General features: G+C 43.3%; 23 protein-coding genes. 2 read left to right on the top strand and 21 right to left on the bottom strand.

Annotated elements, in window-relative coordinates:
• Nucleotides 1–151: 151 nt before the first annotated feature.
• The 4 genes from VB740_RS19625 to VB740_RS19610 form a co-directional block, all read right to left on the bottom strand.
• Entirely contained in the window at nucleotides 152–1,837 is a 1,686-nt protein-coding gene (locus VB740_RS19625) for an ABC-F family ATP-binding cassette domain-containing protein (RefSeq protein WP_323201597.1), read from the bottom strand.
• Between the two features lie 155 nt (nucleotides 1,838–1,992).
• Complete coding sequence (locus tag VB740_RS19620; RefSeq protein ID WP_323201596.1) at nucleotides 1,993–2,304, bottom strand: hypothetical protein; 312 nt, start codon at nucleotides 2,302–2,304, stop codon at nucleotides 1,993–1,995.
• 51 nt (nucleotides 2,305–2,355) lie between these two features.
• On the bottom strand, nucleotides 2,356–3,177 hold the full coding sequence (locus VB740_RS19615; protein WP_323201595.1) for an Rpn family recombination-promoting nuclease/putative transposase: 822 nt from the start codon (nucleotides 3,175–3,177) through the stop codon (nucleotides 2,356–2,358).
• Nucleotides 3,178–3,211: 34 nt separating this feature from the next.
• A complete protein-coding gene (locus tag VB740_RS19610; RefSeq protein ID WP_323201594.1) occupies nucleotides 3,212–3,709 on the bottom strand; it encodes a hypothetical protein in 498 nt (165 codons plus the stop codon).
• A gap of 80 nt (nucleotides 3,710–3,789) precedes the next feature.
• On the opposite strand from VB740_RS19610, the gene VB740_RS19605 reads away from it, so the two are divergent.
• On the top strand, nucleotides 3,790–3,936 hold the full coding sequence (locus tag VB740_RS19605) for a hypothetical protein (protein WP_323201593.1): 147 nt from the start codon (nucleotides 3,790–3,792) through the stop codon (nucleotides 3,934–3,936).
• A 27-nt stretch (nucleotides 3,937–3,963) separates the two neighbouring features.
• Here VB740_RS19605 and VB740_RS19600 read toward each other — a convergent pair whose 3' ends face one another.
• The 3 genes from VB740_RS19600 to VB740_RS19590 all read right to left on the bottom strand — a co-directional run bounded on the left by VB740_RS19600 (nucleotide 3,964) and on the right by VB740_RS19590 (nucleotide 5,568).
• Nucleotides 3,964–4,428, bottom strand: coding sequence for a hypothetical protein (locus VB740_RS19600; protein ID WP_323201592.1), 465 nt, complete (start codon nucleotides 4,426–4,428; stop codon nucleotides 3,964–3,966).
• Nucleotides 4,429–4,543: 115 nt separating this feature from the next.
• Nucleotides 4,544–5,002, bottom strand: coding sequence for a DUF29 domain-containing protein (locus VB740_RS19595; protein ID WP_323201591.1), 459 nt, complete (start codon nucleotides 5,000–5,002; stop codon nucleotides 4,544–4,546).
• 203 nt (nucleotides 5,003–5,205) lie between these two features.
• Complete coding sequence (locus VB740_RS19590; protein WP_094328443.1) at nucleotides 5,206–5,568, bottom strand: helix-turn-helix domain-containing protein; 363 nt, start codon at nucleotides 5,566–5,568, stop codon at nucleotides 5,206–5,208.
• A gap of 239 nt (nucleotides 5,569–5,807) precedes the next feature.
• Here VB740_RS19590 and VB740_RS19585 point away from each other — a divergent pair, with 239 nt between their 5' ends.
• Nucleotides 5,808–6,254 (top strand): hypothetical protein, encoded by a 447-nt coding sequence (locus VB740_RS19585; RefSeq protein ID WP_323201590.1) that lies wholly within the window; start codon nucleotides 5,808–5,810, stop codon nucleotides 6,252–6,254.
• 9 nt (nucleotides 6,255–6,263) lie between these two features.
• On the opposite strand, the gene prfA is transcribed toward VB740_RS19585, so the two are convergent.
• The 14 genes from prfA to rplO all read right to left on the bottom strand — a co-directional run bounded on the left by prfA (nucleotide 6,264) and on the right by rplO (nucleotide 15,459).
• Nucleotides 6,264–7,361 (bottom strand): peptide chain release factor 1, encoded by a 1,098-nt coding sequence (gene prfA / locus VB740_RS19580; RefSeq protein WP_323201589.1) that lies wholly within the window; start codon nucleotides 7,359–7,361, stop codon nucleotides 6,264–6,266.
• A 104-nt stretch (nucleotides 7,362–7,465) separates the two neighbouring features.
• Nucleotides 7,466–7,708 carry a 50S ribosomal protein L31 gene (rpmE, locus tag VB740_RS19575; protein ID WP_109011936.1) on the bottom strand — a complete coding sequence of 81 codons (243 nt, stop codon included), beginning with the start codon at nucleotides 7,706–7,708 and terminating at the stop codon, nucleotides 7,466–7,468.
• 155 nt (nucleotides 7,709–7,863) lie between these two features.
• Nucleotides 7,864–8,280, bottom strand: a complete 417-nt coding sequence (gene rpsI / locus VB740_RS19570; protein ID WP_104906415.1) for a 30S ribosomal protein S9 — start codon at nucleotides 8,278–8,280, stop codon at nucleotides 7,864–7,866.
• Nucleotides 8,280–8,741, bottom strand: a complete 462-nt coding sequence (gene rplM / locus VB740_RS19565) for a 50S ribosomal protein L13 (protein WP_323201588.1) — start codon at nucleotides 8,739–8,741, stop codon at nucleotides 8,280–8,282. The genes rpsI and rplM overlap by 1 nt, the downstream gene beginning before the upstream one ends.
• Before the next feature lie 116 nt (nucleotides 8,742–8,857).
• A complete protein-coding gene (gene truA, locus VB740_RS19560; RefSeq protein WP_323201587.1) occupies nucleotides 8,858–9,706 on the bottom strand; it encodes a tRNA pseudouridine(38-40) synthase TruA in 849 nt (282 codons plus the stop codon).
• A 132-nt stretch (nucleotides 9,707–9,838) separates the two neighbouring features.
• Nucleotides 9,839–10,189, bottom strand: a complete 351-nt coding sequence (gene rplQ / locus VB740_RS19555; protein ID WP_100901254.1) for a 50S ribosomal protein L17 — start codon at nucleotides 10,187–10,189, stop codon at nucleotides 9,839–9,841.
• Between the two features lie 32 nt (nucleotides 10,190–10,221).
• Complete coding sequence (locus tag VB740_RS19550; RefSeq protein WP_323201586.1) at nucleotides 10,222–11,169, bottom strand: DNA-directed RNA polymerase subunit alpha; 948 nt, start codon at nucleotides 11,167–11,169, stop codon at nucleotides 10,222–10,224.
• Between the two features lie 325 nt (nucleotides 11,170–11,494).
• Nucleotides 11,495–11,890, bottom strand: coding sequence for a 30S ribosomal protein S11 (gene rpsK / locus VB740_RS19545; RefSeq protein WP_069070761.1), 396 nt, complete (start codon nucleotides 11,888–11,890; stop codon nucleotides 11,495–11,497).
• A gap of 54 nt (nucleotides 11,891–11,944) precedes the next feature.
• The gene (rpsM, locus tag VB740_RS19540) at nucleotides 11,945–12,325 is read right to left on the bottom strand and encodes a 30S ribosomal protein S13 (RefSeq protein ID WP_323201585.1); all 381 of its coding nucleotides are present in this window, start codon (nucleotides 12,323–12,325) and stop codon (nucleotides 11,945–11,947) included.
• A 114-nt stretch (nucleotides 12,326–12,439) separates the two neighbouring features.
• A complete protein-coding gene (rpmJ, locus tag VB740_RS19535; protein WP_015129703.1) occupies nucleotides 12,440–12,553 on the bottom strand; it encodes a 50S ribosomal protein L36 in 114 nt (37 codons plus the stop codon).
• Nucleotides 12,554–12,670: 117 nt separating this feature from the next.
• Nucleotides 12,671–12,895: a translation initiation factor IF-1 gene (infA, locus tag VB740_RS19530; protein WP_006276978.1), complete on the bottom strand. Its 225-nt coding sequence runs from the start codon at nucleotides 12,893–12,895 to the stop codon at nucleotides 12,671–12,673.
• A 178-nt stretch (nucleotides 12,896–13,073) separates the two neighbouring features.
• Nucleotides 13,074–13,628: an adenylate kinase gene (locus VB740_RS19525; protein ID WP_323201584.1), complete on the bottom strand. Its 555-nt coding sequence runs from the start codon at nucleotides 13,626–13,628 to the stop codon at nucleotides 13,074–13,076.
• A gap of 2 nt (nucleotides 13,629–13,630) precedes the next feature.
• Complete coding sequence (gene secY / locus VB740_RS19520; protein WP_190910327.1) at nucleotides 13,631–14,941, bottom strand: preprotein translocase subunit SecY; 1,311 nt, start codon at nucleotides 14,939–14,941, stop codon at nucleotides 13,631–13,633.
• Nucleotides 14,942–15,015: 74 nt separating this feature from the next.
• Complete coding sequence (rplO, locus tag VB740_RS19515) at nucleotides 15,016–15,459, bottom strand: 50S ribosomal protein L15 (protein ID WP_292838050.1); 444 nt, start codon at nucleotides 15,457–15,459, stop codon at nucleotides 15,016–15,018.
• Between the last annotated feature and the right edge of the window lie 2 nt (nucleotides 15,460–15,461).

Genomic DNA, 15,461 nt, shown 5'->3' with positions numbered 1-15,461 from the left:
TGCTTATTAATTTATTTTATGAAAGACTTAACAGTTTTTTGAATGATTTTTTAAACTTTAGCAATTTTTCTGTAGTGTTGCCGATCGCTAATAACAAGTAATTACTTAGTAGTAGCATTTTAGCACTACTACTAAGTCTGTACTCGATCTCTTATTTCTTTTTACTGGAAGCTTTTGCAGCTTTTTTAGCAGCTTTTTCAGCAGCGATCGCAGCTAACTTTGCTTGTTCTTTTTCTTCGGCAATTTTCTGGAGATAGTAATGATAGTCTCCTAAATAAACGCGGAATTCACCATCACGGATTTCGACGATTTTATTAGCTACTTGAGAAATAAAGTAGCGATCGTGTGAAACTACAATTGCCGTACCGTCATAATTTTTGAGCGCTTCTTCCAGCATTTCTTTGGCTGGAATATCTAGATGGTTTGTCGGCTCATCTAAAATTAGTAAGTTCGCGGGACGTAAGAGCATTTTTGCCAACGCCAAACGAGCTTTTTCTCCTCCACTTAATGCTCCAACTGCCTTAAATACAGTATCACCAGTAAATAAGAAGCGTCCCAAAAGCGTTCGGACTTCTTGGTTATCCCAGTCTGGAACTTCATCATGGATAGTTTCCATGACAGTTTTCTTCAAGTCCAAGGCTTCAGCTTGATTTTGCTCAAAGTAACCAGGAATAACGTTGTGATCCCCTAATTGAACGGTACCTTCAGTGGGTGGTTCCATACCCATAATTACGCGCAGAAGGGTAGATTTTCCAGCACCGTTGGGGCCAAGAAAAGCAATGCGATCGCCTCTTTCAATAAGCAGATTTGCTGCTAAAAACAAGATTTTATCACCATAAAGATGAGTTAAATCTTTAATTTCCACTACTTCGCGTCCACTGCGGGGTGCAGGGGGAAAACGGAAGTGGAGAGTTCTCATACCACCAACGGGTGCTTCAATGCGCTCGATTTTGTCGAGTTGCTTTTCCCGGCTTTTCGCCTGGGTACTGCGGGTAGCACTAGCGCGAAATCTATCAACAAAGGTTTGCTGTTTCTCTAATTCTTTCTGCTGGCGTTCGTAAGCACTCAGTTGTGCTGATTGACTTTCGGCTTTTTGTTCCAAATATGCCGAGTAGTTACCAAGGTAGCTAGCAGAAACGCCACGTTCAGTTTCCACAATTTGGGTGCAGAGACGGTCAAGGAACTCCCGGTCATGGGAGACTATTACCATCGGCGTAATCAGCCCTCTGAGATAATTTTCCAACCACTCAATGGTTTCTAAATCTAGGTGGTTAGTCGGTTCATCCAGCAGCAACAAGTCGGGTTTTTGCAGCAGGATTTTACCTAAACTCATCCGCATTTGCCAACCACCACTGAAGGCACTGACGAGGCGATCGCCATCTTCTAGCCCAAACCCCATCTCTGGTAAAATTTTCCCGATGCGTGCATCTAAGTTGTAGCCATCCAAGGCTTCAAATTTGCGCTGCAACCGATCCAACTTGTCGATCAGTCGATCCAGTTCCTCTGGGTTAGCCGTTTCCATCTCTTGTGGTATGTGCGCCAGAGATAACTGTACTTCGTTGGCTTCTTGGAAGACAGTCCAAAATTCTTCTCTAACGGTGCGGCTGGGGTCTACTTCAAACTCTTGGTTAAGGTAGGCTATATGTAAGCTATTAGGACGGATAATTTCGCCTGCGGTGGGTTCAATTTCCCCAGAAATGATTTTCAGTTGGGTGGATTTTCCAGCACCATTGACACCGACTAAGCCAATGCGATCGCCTGGTTTAACTTCCCAGTTGATATCTTTGAGAACTTCGCCTGTGGGATAAATTTTACTTATATGTTCTAGTCGCAGCATTAAGTTTCTCTCAGGTAGGGAGTGGGTGGTTGAGGACGAAGTACTAACACCGCCTCTAATATTAACAAAAATTAACTATAAATTCGTCGTGAAAATGTCTGGAAGCCGCAAACCAAATTTGGCTTGAGCCACGGATAAAATTTACCACATCTATCTTAAGGCTGGCTTTGCGTTACTTGTCTGACTTCTTCGACACTGAAATCAAATGCCTCAGCCACTTGTTCCACTGTCACCCCAAATTTCAACAAGGTGGGTATTAATTTTAATTTGGCTATACGCTCCCCTATTTGGATGCCATCATGATAGAGTTTTGCGTTTTGAACTTGGTTTATAGTTAAACCTAATCCCTCCGCAACTTGCTCAATAGTTAACGCTAAATCTAATAGACGAGGTACTGATTGCCGTAAACCTTCCAAACGCCCTTCTTCAAATGCTTCTTGATAAACTTTTGTATCTTTGAAACTCATAGTTCCTATGTTGTAGTCCACCAATTCCTCTACTCCTTGATCAGAAGAATCCTACTGCGCGGCTTGTCTGACTTGTTCTACACTCAAATCTAGCGCCTGTGCTACTTGTTCTACAGTCAACCCGGCTGCCAACATTGCTGGTACTGCTCTGAGTTTACCTTGTTCAATGCCTTGAACCTTACCTTGTTCGATGCCTTGAACCTTACCTTGTTCAACACCCTCCTGAAAGGCTTCTTGATAAAATCTGGTTTGCTTTAACTCGCTTAATCCAAACATTTGCTCCATCTCCTCCCTACTCATTGTGGGAAACTTGTAAGCCAAGATAGTCTCTATAAATTGTAATAATTGCTGCTGTTTTGGTGGTGAGTTTATCTCGGACTTAGTTCTGTCTATCAACTCCCTTGCTTGTGCGATCGCTATATCGTCGGTTGCAATTACTAATTTAGCAGTTGCAATGCCAATTGGAAGCAATGCACCTTCACCTAATTCATCCAAATAAATGCGCCTGACGCGCCCACTTGTGAAAAACTCATGGTAATGTTTGATATTGCCTGTATCTACATTCCTGTTTGGGTATAAAACCACAGCACCCCAGTCATTTGATGGTTGATTCTGACGGAGGTATAAACATATTTCTGCAATTAGCCGTGAATAAATTTCCCCATCAGCTTGAAATTGTACTTCTACAAAGTAAATCGGGTTCTCGCTTCCTTGCGTCGGTAGAAACACACCATCTATTCTGAAGGCTGTTTGTTTGATTTCAACTGATGAAAATTGATAAAGGCTAGCTGATTCTGGAGGATTACCAATAAGTTCAAAGAAGATATCAGGGAATTCTTGAAACAGCCGATAAAAGATGATGTCTGTTTTCACAAGTTTATATCATTTGAAGATTTTGATTTGCTGTTTATGTGTTGCTTGATTCTTCACAACCATCTCGCACTTTCAGCAATTGCTCTTTTGCCATCCCTAATATACGTGATAGTGGCGCTAACAAACTATCATCAAATGCTTCTCCAGTATAAATATTATTCAGTTCAGTCGGAGATAATTTAAAGGTGTCACAGAATTTAGCAAACTCCTGATTACTCAAGTCAAGCTCTTTTTGTCTGTCTTTAAGTAAAACTGCGATCGCTCTAGTTCCATGCTTCGGGCGCTCACTAGTTTTTACATATTTTTCCATTAAATAATTGACTTTTCTGGTATCGCCACCGATTTTTTTAATTAAATCAGTACAAGCCATTTTTAGCGCTTTCTTTAAAACTTCTTCTTCATTTAAAGTTTTAATAATTTCATTAGCATATTCTGGTTTGAAAAAACCTACAAAATTACCTTGATGATAAACTGGTATATAAGGATTATTCGTTTCAAGTTGCCAATCTAAAGGCTCATTGCGTAGCGACATAGTTGCACCCTAAATATTTTAAGATTGCACCATTTTAAAACCATTTATTCTTTAACTGCCAGTAAAATACCCTAGCACTGGTGATTAGAAATCGCAGCTATACAGACAAAACCTACCTCCGTGGGTTTCAACTTGCTGGAGTCCACGCAGACGAACTTAGTTTGTGCAGCCGTTATGTATTTCTACCAGAACCTCTAACTCAGCCAAAATTAGCGATCGCCATGTGAATCAATGCGATTCTACTACTCACACGCCTAGTTTTGTGATTCGTATTCTTCAAAAATTATTACAGCAGCTTCTAGGTATCGATCTAATAGACGATGATCGTATATATTAGGTAATACTAATTCGACTGCCCTAGTGGTTTCCATTACTCCACCACGATCTTCTCCATCTTTAAAAGCTGCCATAGAACCCCATACTCGAGCTATTGCAGTTTGAATTTCTTCCCTTTCAGGCAAATACCATATTTCTCGACTAATTTCATTACACTGTAAAGGAGTTAAAAAATTTGGCTCTGACAAAGCTTGCTGAATATATTTATTAAGCTGGGAGAGTTTGTCCGATTCAATCTCGGATGAATATATTTGTATGCATTCTATTGCCCATTGGATTGCCAAACTATAGTGATATTTTTGTAATTTCAGTGCAATTGGATAAGCCCAAAGTATTTCTTTTTGCGCTATAGTTTGTTTTACATTTCCTATTAATTGTTTCATAGATGTAAGTATATCTAACTACCTTGGAGTAAAACTTATAAGTATATAATTTTTTCACCTCGTTCTACTTAAGGTATCTCCAAATAATAAATGAGCATTATAAAAAAGGTAGTAATTATCCTTCCCAGTCTTGACGAGTATCACACAGAAAATTGTCTGCGATCGCATCATCAAATAAATAAGGGCAATGTTCTGGAAAAGCTCGTAATGGTAAGTTAGTTTCTCGTAACGCCAAATCCACTCCCCCTTCAAAGCCATCTAACAAGGCTTCTTCTATTCGAGACTTTAAGCTAGGGTTCTGCCGCAGATGCCTATGAATGGCGCGGCGCTGTTCTCGAATTGTTAAAAACCAACTGCGACAACGTTGTTTGGGTTGATACTCCCACTTCAAGAGATGACCGAGTAATACGCTCAGATGACTCACGAGTTCCCGATACTCCTGTCTCCCCAAAGCTTGAATTTCCTCTTGCAGGTGTTGCCAGTCTAGTTCCATAACTAGCCTCTGCTCTAACGCTTTAGCCTGCTGCTGCGTCCAGCCATAGAAATCTTGGTCATACAAAAAAGGTTTGTCCATAGAGTTGAGAAACGAGAGCTATAGCGCTTCTAGGTTGAGTCCAATACAGACCTAACCCCCAGCCCCTTCCCTACAAGGGAAGGGGAGTAAAATTCAAAGCCTCTCTCCTTTTAGGAGAGAGGTTTGGAGAGAGGTCAGAGTGTATTGCATACAAACGAGAAACGTTATATTTTAATAATTTAAATTCAATCCTGAACAAATATTCAACTAGCCTTCGCCTCATCCCCAGATGCTTCAGCCACAGCCGCCAATCTCTCTGCCGCAGCTTGGACTATTTGAGCCACTTGAGCCAAAGGCATGTGCTGGATTTGTCTAAGAATCAGACTCAAATCTGAGGTTTCTGGAATTGGCTTGCCATCTATGCAGCTGATTAACTCTTCCATTGTGTAGCCTGCTTTCGATGCGATTCGAGCCAAATTTTCTGTATCTGGAACCTTCACACCTTTTTCCCACATCTGAACAGCAGTAGCAGATACCCCCAAAAGCTTACCAAATGCTCGCTGACTCATTGAACCGCGAGCTAGTTTAATGATTTCAATCAGTTTTTGTTTGCTTTCGATCTTCACTGCTTATATAGCTAGCCAACTTTATTTACAAGTCTACTTTCAATATTACAAGTTTACTTTTATATTGACAGCCTTGTGTTTTAGTACTAAACTATATCTCTGGTTGTAAATCGGCAACTACAGGCATCAAGCTAGTAGACTAACCTATCTATCTTTAACCAACCCAAAAAACTTAGTTTGCTACGGCGCTTGTGCTAGTAGCTAGACTTTGCTGCGAGAAATAATATCGAAGGTGCATCATGTTTCGCAAGCCACGCAAAATTAACCAATATCGCCGCAAAGGTAAAAACCTTATAGCCACTAATAAAATTAAACCAGAACAGTGGAACATTTCTGACGCAGAAACTAAAGAAGCTTTAAAAGTTAAAGGCTACGATGTTAAGCAAATCAAAAAAATCCACCTTCTGAAGCATCAAGTGTGTATTTCCTACTGGGATGCAAAAGGCAATATATGCAGCAGCTTTTTTAGCTACCGGATTTTTGCACGTTGGCAAGAAGAAGTGGAAAAGCTAATTTATACCTGTGAAACTCTGAAGGAATGGGCAAAGTTAAATTACCTTATGAAGTACGAATTTACCTACTATCATTATCCCAGTGAAATAGAAGATATACTCCACGCGATATTAGAAAACCACTTGTCTGTGTTAAAAACAACAGTACAACAAGTGGCTTTACATAATATTTAACAGCAAAAATTAGTTAGCGGCAGAAGTCGCTAACTCCGCCAGCCGTTCCTGTTGGTCTAGAGATATACAAGACTGGATAAGTGTCTCTAAATCACCATCTAAAACAGGGGTAAGAGAATAATTCTGACCTAACCGATGATCGGTAGCGCGGTTATCTTTATAATTATAGGTGCGAATTTTTTCCGATCGCGATCCAGTACCAACCTGCGATCGCCGCATGGAAGTAACAGCTGCTTGTTGTTCGCCTAACTTGATGTCATACAACTTCGCCCGCAGAATTTGCATCGCCCGTTCTTTGTTTTGCAACTGGCTGCGTTCTTCTGTACAGAAAATGCGTATTCCCGTCGGTTTGTGCATCAAGTCAACGGCTGTTTCCACCTTGTTGACGTTTTGTCCACCAGCACCACCAGAACGGGCTGTAGTCATTTCAATATCTTTCGGGTCAATGTGAATTTCCACATCATCCACCTCTGGCATAATCGCCACGGTAGCTGTGGAAGTATGAACCCGTCCTCCAGATTCAGTTGCCGGCACGCGCTGCACACGATGCACTCCAGCTTCAAACTTTAGCTGGCTGTAAACATCATTACCTTTAATTTCGAGAATGACCTCTTTCCAGCCACCCATTTCTCCACGAGATTCGCTCACTAGAGAAACTTTCCAACCTTGAGTCTGGGCATAGCGGGTGTACATCTGCATCAAATCGCCAGCCCAAATGCTTGCTTCATCGCCACCAGTACCAGCGCGAATTTCCAACATGATATTCTTTTCATCATTGGGGTCGCGTGGTAGCAGCAAGACTTTCAAGCGAGACTCTAAATGTTCGATTTTTTCTTCAAGTTCTTTTACTTCCAGTGATGCCATTTCTTGCAACTCTGGATCACTCGCAGATTCTTTATAAACCTCACGCGCTCCGATCAAGTCTTCTTGGGCTGTTTTCCAAATTTCATAAGTATCAACGACCTCTTCCAAAGAAGAACGAGACTTAGCAATTTCTTGATACTCATCAGGATTGCTAGCGGTATCGGGGTCGCCAAGACGACGTGTTAATTCATTAAAAGTTTGTTCAACGGATTTTAGTTTGTCCAGTAAGTATGATTCAGCCATGACGATTGCGATCGCTCCTTAAAAAAATAACAAATTGGCTCGAGCATATAAATGAAAATCGACCCAGCTGATGCAGGGCCGTCGTTAACAGCAGAGCCAACCCGCTACTTTTTGTTTTGATCGTCGCCAGATGTTTGAGTGCTGCTCATACCGTACTTGCGGAGGAAGCGCTCTACTCGACCTTCAGTGTCAATAATCTTCTGAGTGCCGGTGTAAAATGGGTGATTTCCAGACCAAACATCTACATGCAATTCTGGCTTGGTAGAGCCAATGGTCATAACAACTTGACCGTTGCAGTAAACTTTAGCATCTGGATACCACTTGGGGTGAATATCAGCTTTAGCCATTGTTCTTTTTGTGATGAATCTATATCAATTATAACTTTCAGGTTTCAATTAGAGCTAGGGAGTGGGGAGTGGGGAGTGGGGAGATGATGGAGTAGGGGGAGATGAGGAAGTGGGAGAAACCAATGCCCCATGTCCAATTCCCCATGCCCCATGCCCTAACGCTTAGAGTACTGAGGTGCTTTCCGAGCTTTATGTAAACCATATTTCTTCCGCTCTTTTGCTCTCGGATCGCGAGTCAAATAACCTTCGGTTTTCAAAGGTGGGCGGTTGTCTGGGTCTAGTTGGCACAAAGCACGAGCAACTCCCAAACGAACAGAATCAGCTTGTCCGGTCAAGCCGCCGCCTTCTGCTTTTACTAAAATGTCATATTCGTTTTCTAATCCCAGAGTTTCTAGAGGTGCTTTAATCACTCCCAGATAGTTGGGGTTGAATTGGAAATACAAGGTTCCATCTTTACCGTTCACAATCAGTTGACCGGTGCCTGGAACCAAGCGTACCCGTGCTACTGCGTTCTTACGACGACCAGTACCCCAGTATACGGCGCGACCGCTATTGGCGTCTGCTACTACCATTAATTTTCTTCTCCAGGAATTGTACTAACTTTTAGTTCTTTAGGTTTTTGAGCATCATGGGGATGCGTAGGTCCAGCGTAAACTTTCAGCTTTGTGAACAACTGCTTACCCAGGCTATTTTTAGGTAGCATCCCTTTAACAGCTTGTTCTAAAATCCGCTCTGGTATGCGGCCTTGCAGTTTAGCGAAAGTTTCAGTTTTCATCCCACCAGGACGACCAGAATGGCGACGGTAAAGCTTTTGAGTGCGCTTTTTGCCTGTGACTGCTACTTTTTCGGCATTGATGACGATTACGAAGTCACCTGTGTCTAGATGGGGTGTATATTCGGGTTTCTTTTTGCCTCTCAATACCTGGGCAATTTCGCTGGCGAGGCGACCAAGGCGTTTATCGGTGGCATCTACTATGTACCACTCACGCTCAAGGGTTGCTTGAGAAGGAAGGTATGTTTTACTCGTTGTCATTTGTCATTTGTCCTTTGTCATTTTTAATTTGTCATTAGTCAATTGTCATTTGTCCTTCGTCAGTTGTCCTTTGTTATTCACTAATGACCATTGTACAGACGCGATTAATCGCGTCTCTACTGACCAATGACTAATGACTCTTGACTAGTGACGAACTTTGGCAAGGTGTCGTACCAAATCTCTTTTGGAAAGGGAAAATCTGGATAACCGACTCGCAATAAGCACAAGCCTTGGGGCGGTGCGGCGTGTTTCACTTCTTCTCGACGTTGTTCTTTCCAGAGTTCGGTGAAGCTAGAAAGTGTACGTTGTTCAGAACCTACTTGTACCAGCATCCCTACCAACAGCCGTACCATGCCATACAAAAATCCATCTGCCTGTATTTCAATATGGATAAATGGCCCACTGCGACGACACTCTGCTGCTTGCACCTCTACCCAGGAATGCGATCGCTTTGAGCCTGCACGGTGAAAAGCAGCTAAGTGATGCTTTCCTAAAAGAGGTTTCAGGGCAGCTTGGATTAAAGATTCATCCAGGGGTGCATAATAATAATGCCAACTGAAGGCTCTTACAAACAAGTTAAGCCGATCTTCAGTATATATTGTGTAACGATACCGTCGATAAGCTGCACTAAAGCGAGCGTGCCAACGGTTATCTACACTAGCTGAAGCCCTGATTAATATATCTGGCGGCAGATAGCTATTTAGGATTGTTGCCCACTTGTGAGGCGGAATTAAACCTGTTGCTTCAAAATGGGCTACTTGAGCAGCAGCGTGAACTCCAGAATCGGTTCGCCCGGCACCGTGTAATGTTACATGGTAGCCAAGAATAGTAGCGATCGCAATTTCTATCTCTTCTTGGACTGTCCGCTGCTTTTTTTGCCGTTGCCAGCCGTGAAAATGAGTGCCCAGGTATTGGATTACCAAGGCTACTCGATGAGTTTGTGTAGGCTGGTGGCTTTCTAACATACAGATTTTGTCCTTTGTCTTTTGTCATTTGTCCTACCCTACGGGAAGCCGCCCAAGGGCGTCTATGTCACTTGTCCTTTGTTATTCACTAATGACCAATGACTAATGACTAATGACCAATGACTAAATGACTTAAACCAATTCAATTATTGCCATTTTTGCATTATCACCCCGACGCGGTACGGTATGCAGAATGCGGGTATAACCGCCCTGGCGATCGCCATATCGAGTAGGAGCTTGCTCAAATAGAGCGTGAACCAGTTGTTTGTCGAAGATATAGCCAAGAGCTTCACGGCGTGCTGCCAAGGAGCCATTTTTTGCTAGAGTAATCATTTTTTCCACTTCACTTCTTAGAACTTTTGCTCTAATTAAAGTGGTGGTGATCTTACCATGACGGATCAGCTCGGTGGCGAGCGATCGCAGTAAAGCACGGCGTTGATCGGCTGGTTTACTGAGTTTTTTGACGCGACAACGGTGACGCATAATTATGCACTATGAGTTATGAACGGTTTTTCTTAAGGGTGTTTAGAGCCTCTTTCCATTGGCAGGGTGATGCCCAAGCGTCGCTGCAAAGCTTCTACGACTTCTTCTGCTGACTTCTGACCAAAGTTCTTAATTTCTAAGAGGTCTTCTTGGGTATAATCCAACAAATCTGCCACAGAGTTAACTTGTGCCCGTTTGAGACAGTTATATGCCCGCACAGAAAGTTGCAACTCTTCGATGGGTATCTGGGCAGTTGGATCGTCTGGAATTTCCGAACCTGTGTCTGTTGGTTCTAGGGAGATGTCTTTCAACGGGTTGAATAAATCTACCAAGATCGCAGCGGCAGAAGATAGTGCCTCTTGAGGAGAAATACTGCCATTTGTCCAAACTTCCAACAGTAGTCGGTCTTTTGGAATCAAGCCTTCCCCACGAGATTCTTCAACACTGTAGTTGACTTTTCGCACTGGCATAAAGATTGAGTCGATTTGGAGAAAATCCAACGATGTGGCTTCCTCACGTCCTCGCTCTACGGTGCGATAGCCTTTGCCTTTCTCGATCCGAAATTCCATTTCCAGCTTTCCACCCTCAGCGATGGTGGCTACATACTGAGTTTGATCGATGACTTCCACTTCACTGGGCAAATCAAAATGTGCCGCAGTGATTGTTGCTGGACCGCTAACAAGTAATCTACCAATCTGGGGCTGCGAAGAATAGTTTTTCAGGATAACTTCCTTCATTCTCATGAGGATTTCCAGCACATCTTCCCGCACGCCCGGAACTGTAGCGAATTCATGTGAAACGCCTGCAATCCGCACTGCTGTAACTGCTGTACCTTCTAGGTTGGATAGTAAAACCCGCCGCAGTGCGTTGCCAACCGTTGTTCCTTGACCACGTTCTAGAGGTTCCAGAACAAATTTACTGTAATGGTTCCGACTTTCCTCAGTATTAGACTCTACACATTCAATCTGAAACTGCGCCACGGATGAGCCTCCCTTTTTCTAAGGTGCTGCTAGCAGACAAATCAATTGCCTCCCGAATTGACTTTATGTCCTGTAGGTCTAGGTTAATCAAACTACTGGTATAAAATTACAGTATAGTTTGACGCCCCTATTGAGCTTGCAGGCGCTAATAATATTTTGGGTTTCCGAAGTTTAACAGCTTTCCCAGCGGGTAATCTGAAGCGCTTTTGGTCTCCCAAGTTTTCAGCCTATGACAATTTGCACGTTAGACGCCCAAGCAGTCATTGCAAGTAACTTTACTTGCTTTGGTTGTAGCTTATCGTCCTCAATGCCCAAGCCTTGGTGTTTAAACTCGACGGCGCTTGGGTGGACGGCAACCATTGTGAGGAATGGGGGTAATATCCCGAATGAGTGTAATTTCCAGTCCTGCTCCTTGAAGTGCCCGGATAGCGGTTTCTCTACCTGCTCCTGGCCCACTGACCATTACCTCAATTTGGCGCATTCCTTGATCAATGGCTCTACGGGCTGCACTTTCAGCAGCGGTTTGCGCTGCAAAGGGAGTTCCCTTTTTTGCTCCCTTAAAACCGCTAGAACCAGCGCTAGCCCAGGAGATGACATCTCCATTTTGATCGGTAATGGTGACAATGCTATTGTTGAAAGTAGACTGGATGTAGGCCATCCCACTGGGTACATTCCGTTTCTGCTTCTTGCTCCCGGTTTTTTTAGTTGGTTGTCTCGCCATACTTGTTTAGTTGATTTAAGGTAAAACTTGCTCGGATTAGCAAACGTTGCAAAATTATTTCCCTGGAGCCTTCTTCTTCCCAGCCACTGTCTGCCTTCTGCCTCGACGGGTTCTGGCATTGGTGCGAGTTCTTTGTCCTCTGACTGGTAAGCCCATGCGATGACGACGCCCTCTGTAGGTACCAATGTCAACTAAGCGCTTGATGTTCAAAGACTCCAAGCGCCGCAAGTCGCCTTCAACTTGATAGTTGCTTTCTATTTCGCCTCGTAGGGCTGTCACATCAGCATCACTTAAGTCCTTAACGCGGGTGTCTGGGTTGACACCAGTAGTCGCTATAATTTCTTGAGCGCGTGATAACCCAATTCCGTAAATGTAAGTCAGACCAATCTCGACGCGCTTATCGCGTGGAAGGTCTACTCCGGCAATCCGTGCCACAATGAACTCTCCCTATTGTTTTCGCAATTGCTGTTGGTTAAAAAACGTGATTAATCGCGTCTTTTCGTTTTAATAATGATATGCGTGTTGCAACTCACTCTGTTGGTAAGAGCGTTATCCTTGACGTTGCTTGTGCTTGGGGTTTACGCAAATCACCATGACGCGACCACGACGTTTGATCACGTTACACTTTTCACAAATTTTCTTGACTGAGGCTCTAACTTTCATGCCTTTTATTTTTTGACTCCAAATATTAAATTATAGCATTTATAGGGAAATTAATCCACTTAAATGACTATTAAACAGTCAAAAAAATGGTTTTATGGTAAAATTCTCTACATATACTTACTTCTTTCGTAGTCGATAGGTAATTCTGCCTTTGGTCAAGTCGTAAGGAGTTAACTCTACCTTGACGCGATCGCCGGGCAAAATCTTGATATAATTGCGGCGAATCTTGCCGGAAATGTGAGCTAGCACGTTAAAGCCATTGTCCAAGTCAACGCGAAACATCGCATTGGGCAAGGACTCTGTAACCGTGCCTTCCATTTCAATCAAATCTTGCTTAGACAATTTGTTTTTTCCTCAACTCAACAATTTCGTGTTCAGTTGCAGTGCTTTATCTGCAAGAGAACACACTTTAAGAAATATATCAACAGTTTATTAATATATCTTAGCTAAAATTGATCTGCTTCTTCGTAGGGGGAGTGGGGAGTATTGAGTGGTGAATGCTCTACTCCCTCTTCTCAAGTTAGGAAGTTATTACCTGTTGAAGTTCACTAGTGACATCTTGTTGGGACTGATTGCCATTGACTGTTAAAAGTTTTTGGCGATCGTCATAATAATCAATTAAAGGTGCAGTTTCAGCGCGGTATACTTCTAAACGACGACGAATCACCTCTTCAGTATCATCTTTTCGTCCTCTAGCTAGCAAACGTGCTACTACAACATCATCTGGTGCATCTAGATTGACTACCCTTTCGCCACTCTGATGTATTTCTTCCAGTAACTTCTCCAGAAAAGCTGCTTGGGTAACTTTGCGGGGAAAACCATCAAGAATCCAACCATTTTTGGCATCTGGTTGGCTGAGGCGCTCCTGTACCAAGTCCTGCACTAGCTGGTCAGGTACTAACTCGCCGCTATTTACATAGTTTTGAGCCTTGATTCCCAAATGAGTTTGCTCTTTCATGGCTTGTCTTAATATTTCACCAGTAGAAATATGGGGAATATTCAAGTGTTCAGCCAAAGTTTGAGCTTGTGTTCCTTTACCAGCTCCAGGCGGCCCCAAGAAGATTAATCGCGTCACTATTATTTCACCATTCCTTCATAGCGCTGAGAGATAACGTAAGTTTGGACTTGTTTGGCTGTCTCAATTGCCACACCGACTAAAATTAACAAAGAGGTAGCACCTATTCCCTGAAAAGTTTTCACATTCAAAGCACTTTCCACGGCAGTGGGGATAATAGCAACCAAGCCCAAAAATATCGCACCCAAAAAAGTGAGTCGGTTAGAAACGCGTTCTATATACTCGCTAGTCGCCTTGCCAGGTCGAATGCCAGGAATACTAGAACCCATTTTCTTCAAATTTTGCGCTACATCTACTGGGTTGAGAATCAACGAAGAATAAAAGTAGCTGAAGAAAACAATGGAAATCATGTAGACCAGGGCATAAACCCAGGAGCTAGAACCGCCTGGACTCAGATAAGTGTTAACTATATTCGCCAAATCGGCATTTTTAGTAAAATTGGCGATCAGCAGTGGCAAACTGAGGATGGCAGCAGCAAAAATAATTGGCATCACGCCGCCTTGATTCAGCCTTAGGGGCAGATAGCTACGCTGCTCTGCCAAAACTCTCCGACCTACTTGACGACGAGCCGAAATAATTGGGATGCGGCGCATTCCTTCCTGCACAATCACAATACCAACAATTGTCGCTAGGAAAACTAAGATCAGCACGATCACACGGCCCACTGTTTCCCGACCACCAGCTTGCACCAAGTCGATGGTATCGCCTAAGGCTTTTGGTAATGACGCTACAATGTTGACAAAAATCAGCAATGATGCGCCATTACCAATGCCACGTTCTGTAATGAGTTCTGATGCCCACATTACAAACATAGAACCAGCAGTCAGAGCGATCGCAGTTTCAGCTACAAAGATGGGCCCTGGGTTTAAGGCAAATTGCTGGAGGAATAATGCCGAAAAAGCTGTGCTTTGAAGAATCGCCCAACCTACAGTTACATAGCGAGTAATTTGCGATATTTTTCGCCGACCTGCTTCGCCTTCATTTTTCTGTAAATTTTCTAAAGATGGAATTGCAGCAGTGAGCAATTGGATGATAATAGACGCATTAATGAAGGGCAAAATCCCTAAAGCAAAGACTCCTAAAGTGGAAAGTCCTCGCCCGGAAAATATATCCAATAAGCCGAATATGGAATTACTGCCCGATATGGCTTCAGCAAATCTCGGTCTATCAATCCCTGGTACGGGCAAGAAGATGCCCAGGCGAACCAAAATTAAAATACCCACGGTGACAAGCAACCTACCTCTGAGGCCAGCTGCTTGTGCCATCTGCATAAAAGTTTCTTGAGCCGTTGGGGCTTTATCTCGACTGATCATAGAGTGCTACCTTTATAGTGAACCAGGCGCTGATAGCGAGTTGGCTTTCATTTAAGTGCGCTGTTCCGGCTCACTCATAAAACTTCACAACTACCACCAGCTGCCTCAATTTTGCTACGAGCTGTACCTGTGAAAGCTGCCGCTTGTACCTTGAGCGGAGTGCTCAATTCTCCGTTACCTAAAATTTTCAATGGCCCCTTAACAGCAGTAAGGATACCTGCTGCCTTCAAGGAGGTCAAAGTTACTTCCGTATTAGCGGGAAGAGAGGCTAGCTTCTCTACATTAATCGTAGTGTAAATCTTCTGATTAACAATCGGAAAGCCCTTCAGCTTAGGTAAGCGGCGGTACAATGGCTGTTGACCACCTTCAAAACCTGGTCGAGTACCGCTCCCAGAACGAGACTTTTGACCTCGCATACCTAGACCAGCACTGGCACCCTGACCGGCAGAAATACCTCTGGCTACACGCTTCTTGCGTTTCTTTGAGCCTTTTTGCGGCTTAACATCATGGAGTCTCATAA

The organism is Nostoc sp. UHCC 0251 (assembly GCF_034932245.1).
GTDB lineage: Bacteria > Cyanobacteriota > Cyanobacteriia > Cyanobacteriales > Nostocaceae > Nostoc.
Note: the sequence above shows the minus strand (reverse complement) of the source record. Positions and strands in the feature narration are given on the sequence as shown.

Bases quoted from the DNA above. Each gene is read 5' to 3' on its own strand.
- VB740_RS19625 (WP_323201597.1), bottom strand. From the start codon at position 1,837: ATGCTGCGACTAGAACATATAAGTAAAATTTATCCCACAGGCGAAGTT.
- VB740_RS19620 (WP_323201596.1), bottom strand. From the start codon at position 2,304: ATGAGTTTCAAAGATACAAAAGTTTATCAAGAAGCATTTGAAGAAGGG.
- VB740_RS19610 (WP_323201594.1), bottom strand. From the start codon at position 3,709: ATGTCGCTACGCAATGAGCCTTTAGATTGGCAACTTGAAACGAATAAT.
- VB740_RS19600 (WP_323201592.1), bottom strand. From the start codon at position 4,428: ATGAAACAATTAATAGGAAATGTAAAACAAACTATAGCGCAAAAAGAA.
- VB740_RS19595 (WP_323201591.1), bottom strand. From the start codon at position 5,002: ATGGACAAACCTTTTTTGTATGACCAAGATTTCTATGGCTGGACGCAG.
- VB740_RS19585 (WP_323201590.1), top strand. From the start codon at position 5,808: ATGTTTCGCAAGCCACGCAAAATTAACCAATATCGCCGCAAAGGTAAA.
- prfA (WP_323201589.1), bottom strand. From the start codon at position 7,361: ATGGCTGAATCATACTTACTGGACAAACTAAAATCCGTTGAACAAACT.
- rpmE (WP_109011936.1), bottom strand. From the start codon at position 7,708: ATGGCTAAAGCTGATATTCACCCCAAGTGGTATCCAGATGCTAAAGTT.
- rpsI (WP_104906415.1), bottom strand. From the start codon at position 8,280: ATGGTAGTAGCAGACGCCAATAGCGGTCGCGCCGTATACTGGGGTACT.
- rplM (WP_323201588.1), bottom strand. From the start codon at position 8,741: ATGACAACGAGTAAAACATACCTTCCTTCTCAAGCAACCCTTGAGCGT.
- truA (WP_323201587.1), bottom strand. From the start codon at position 9,706: ATGTTAGAAAGCCACCAGCCTACACAAACTCATCGAGTAGCCTTGGTA.
- rplQ (WP_100901254.1), bottom strand. From the start codon at position 10,189: ATGCGTCACCGTTGTCGCGTCAAAAAACTCAGTAAACCAGCCGATCAA.
- rpsK (WP_069070761.1), bottom strand. From the start codon at position 11,890: ATGGCGAGACAACCAACTAAAAAAACCGGGAGCAAGAAGCAGAAACGG.
- rpmJ (WP_015129703.1), bottom strand. From the start codon at position 12,553: ATGAAAGTTAGAGCCTCAGTCAAGAAAATTTGTGAAAAGTGTAACGTG.
- secY (WP_190910327.1), bottom strand. From the start codon at position 14,941: ATGATCAGTCGAGATAAAGCCCCAACGGCTCAAGAAACTTTTATGCAG.
- rplO (WP_292838050.1), bottom strand. From the start codon at position 15,459: ATGAGACTCCATGATGTTAAGCCGCAAAAAGGCTCAAAGAAACGCAAG.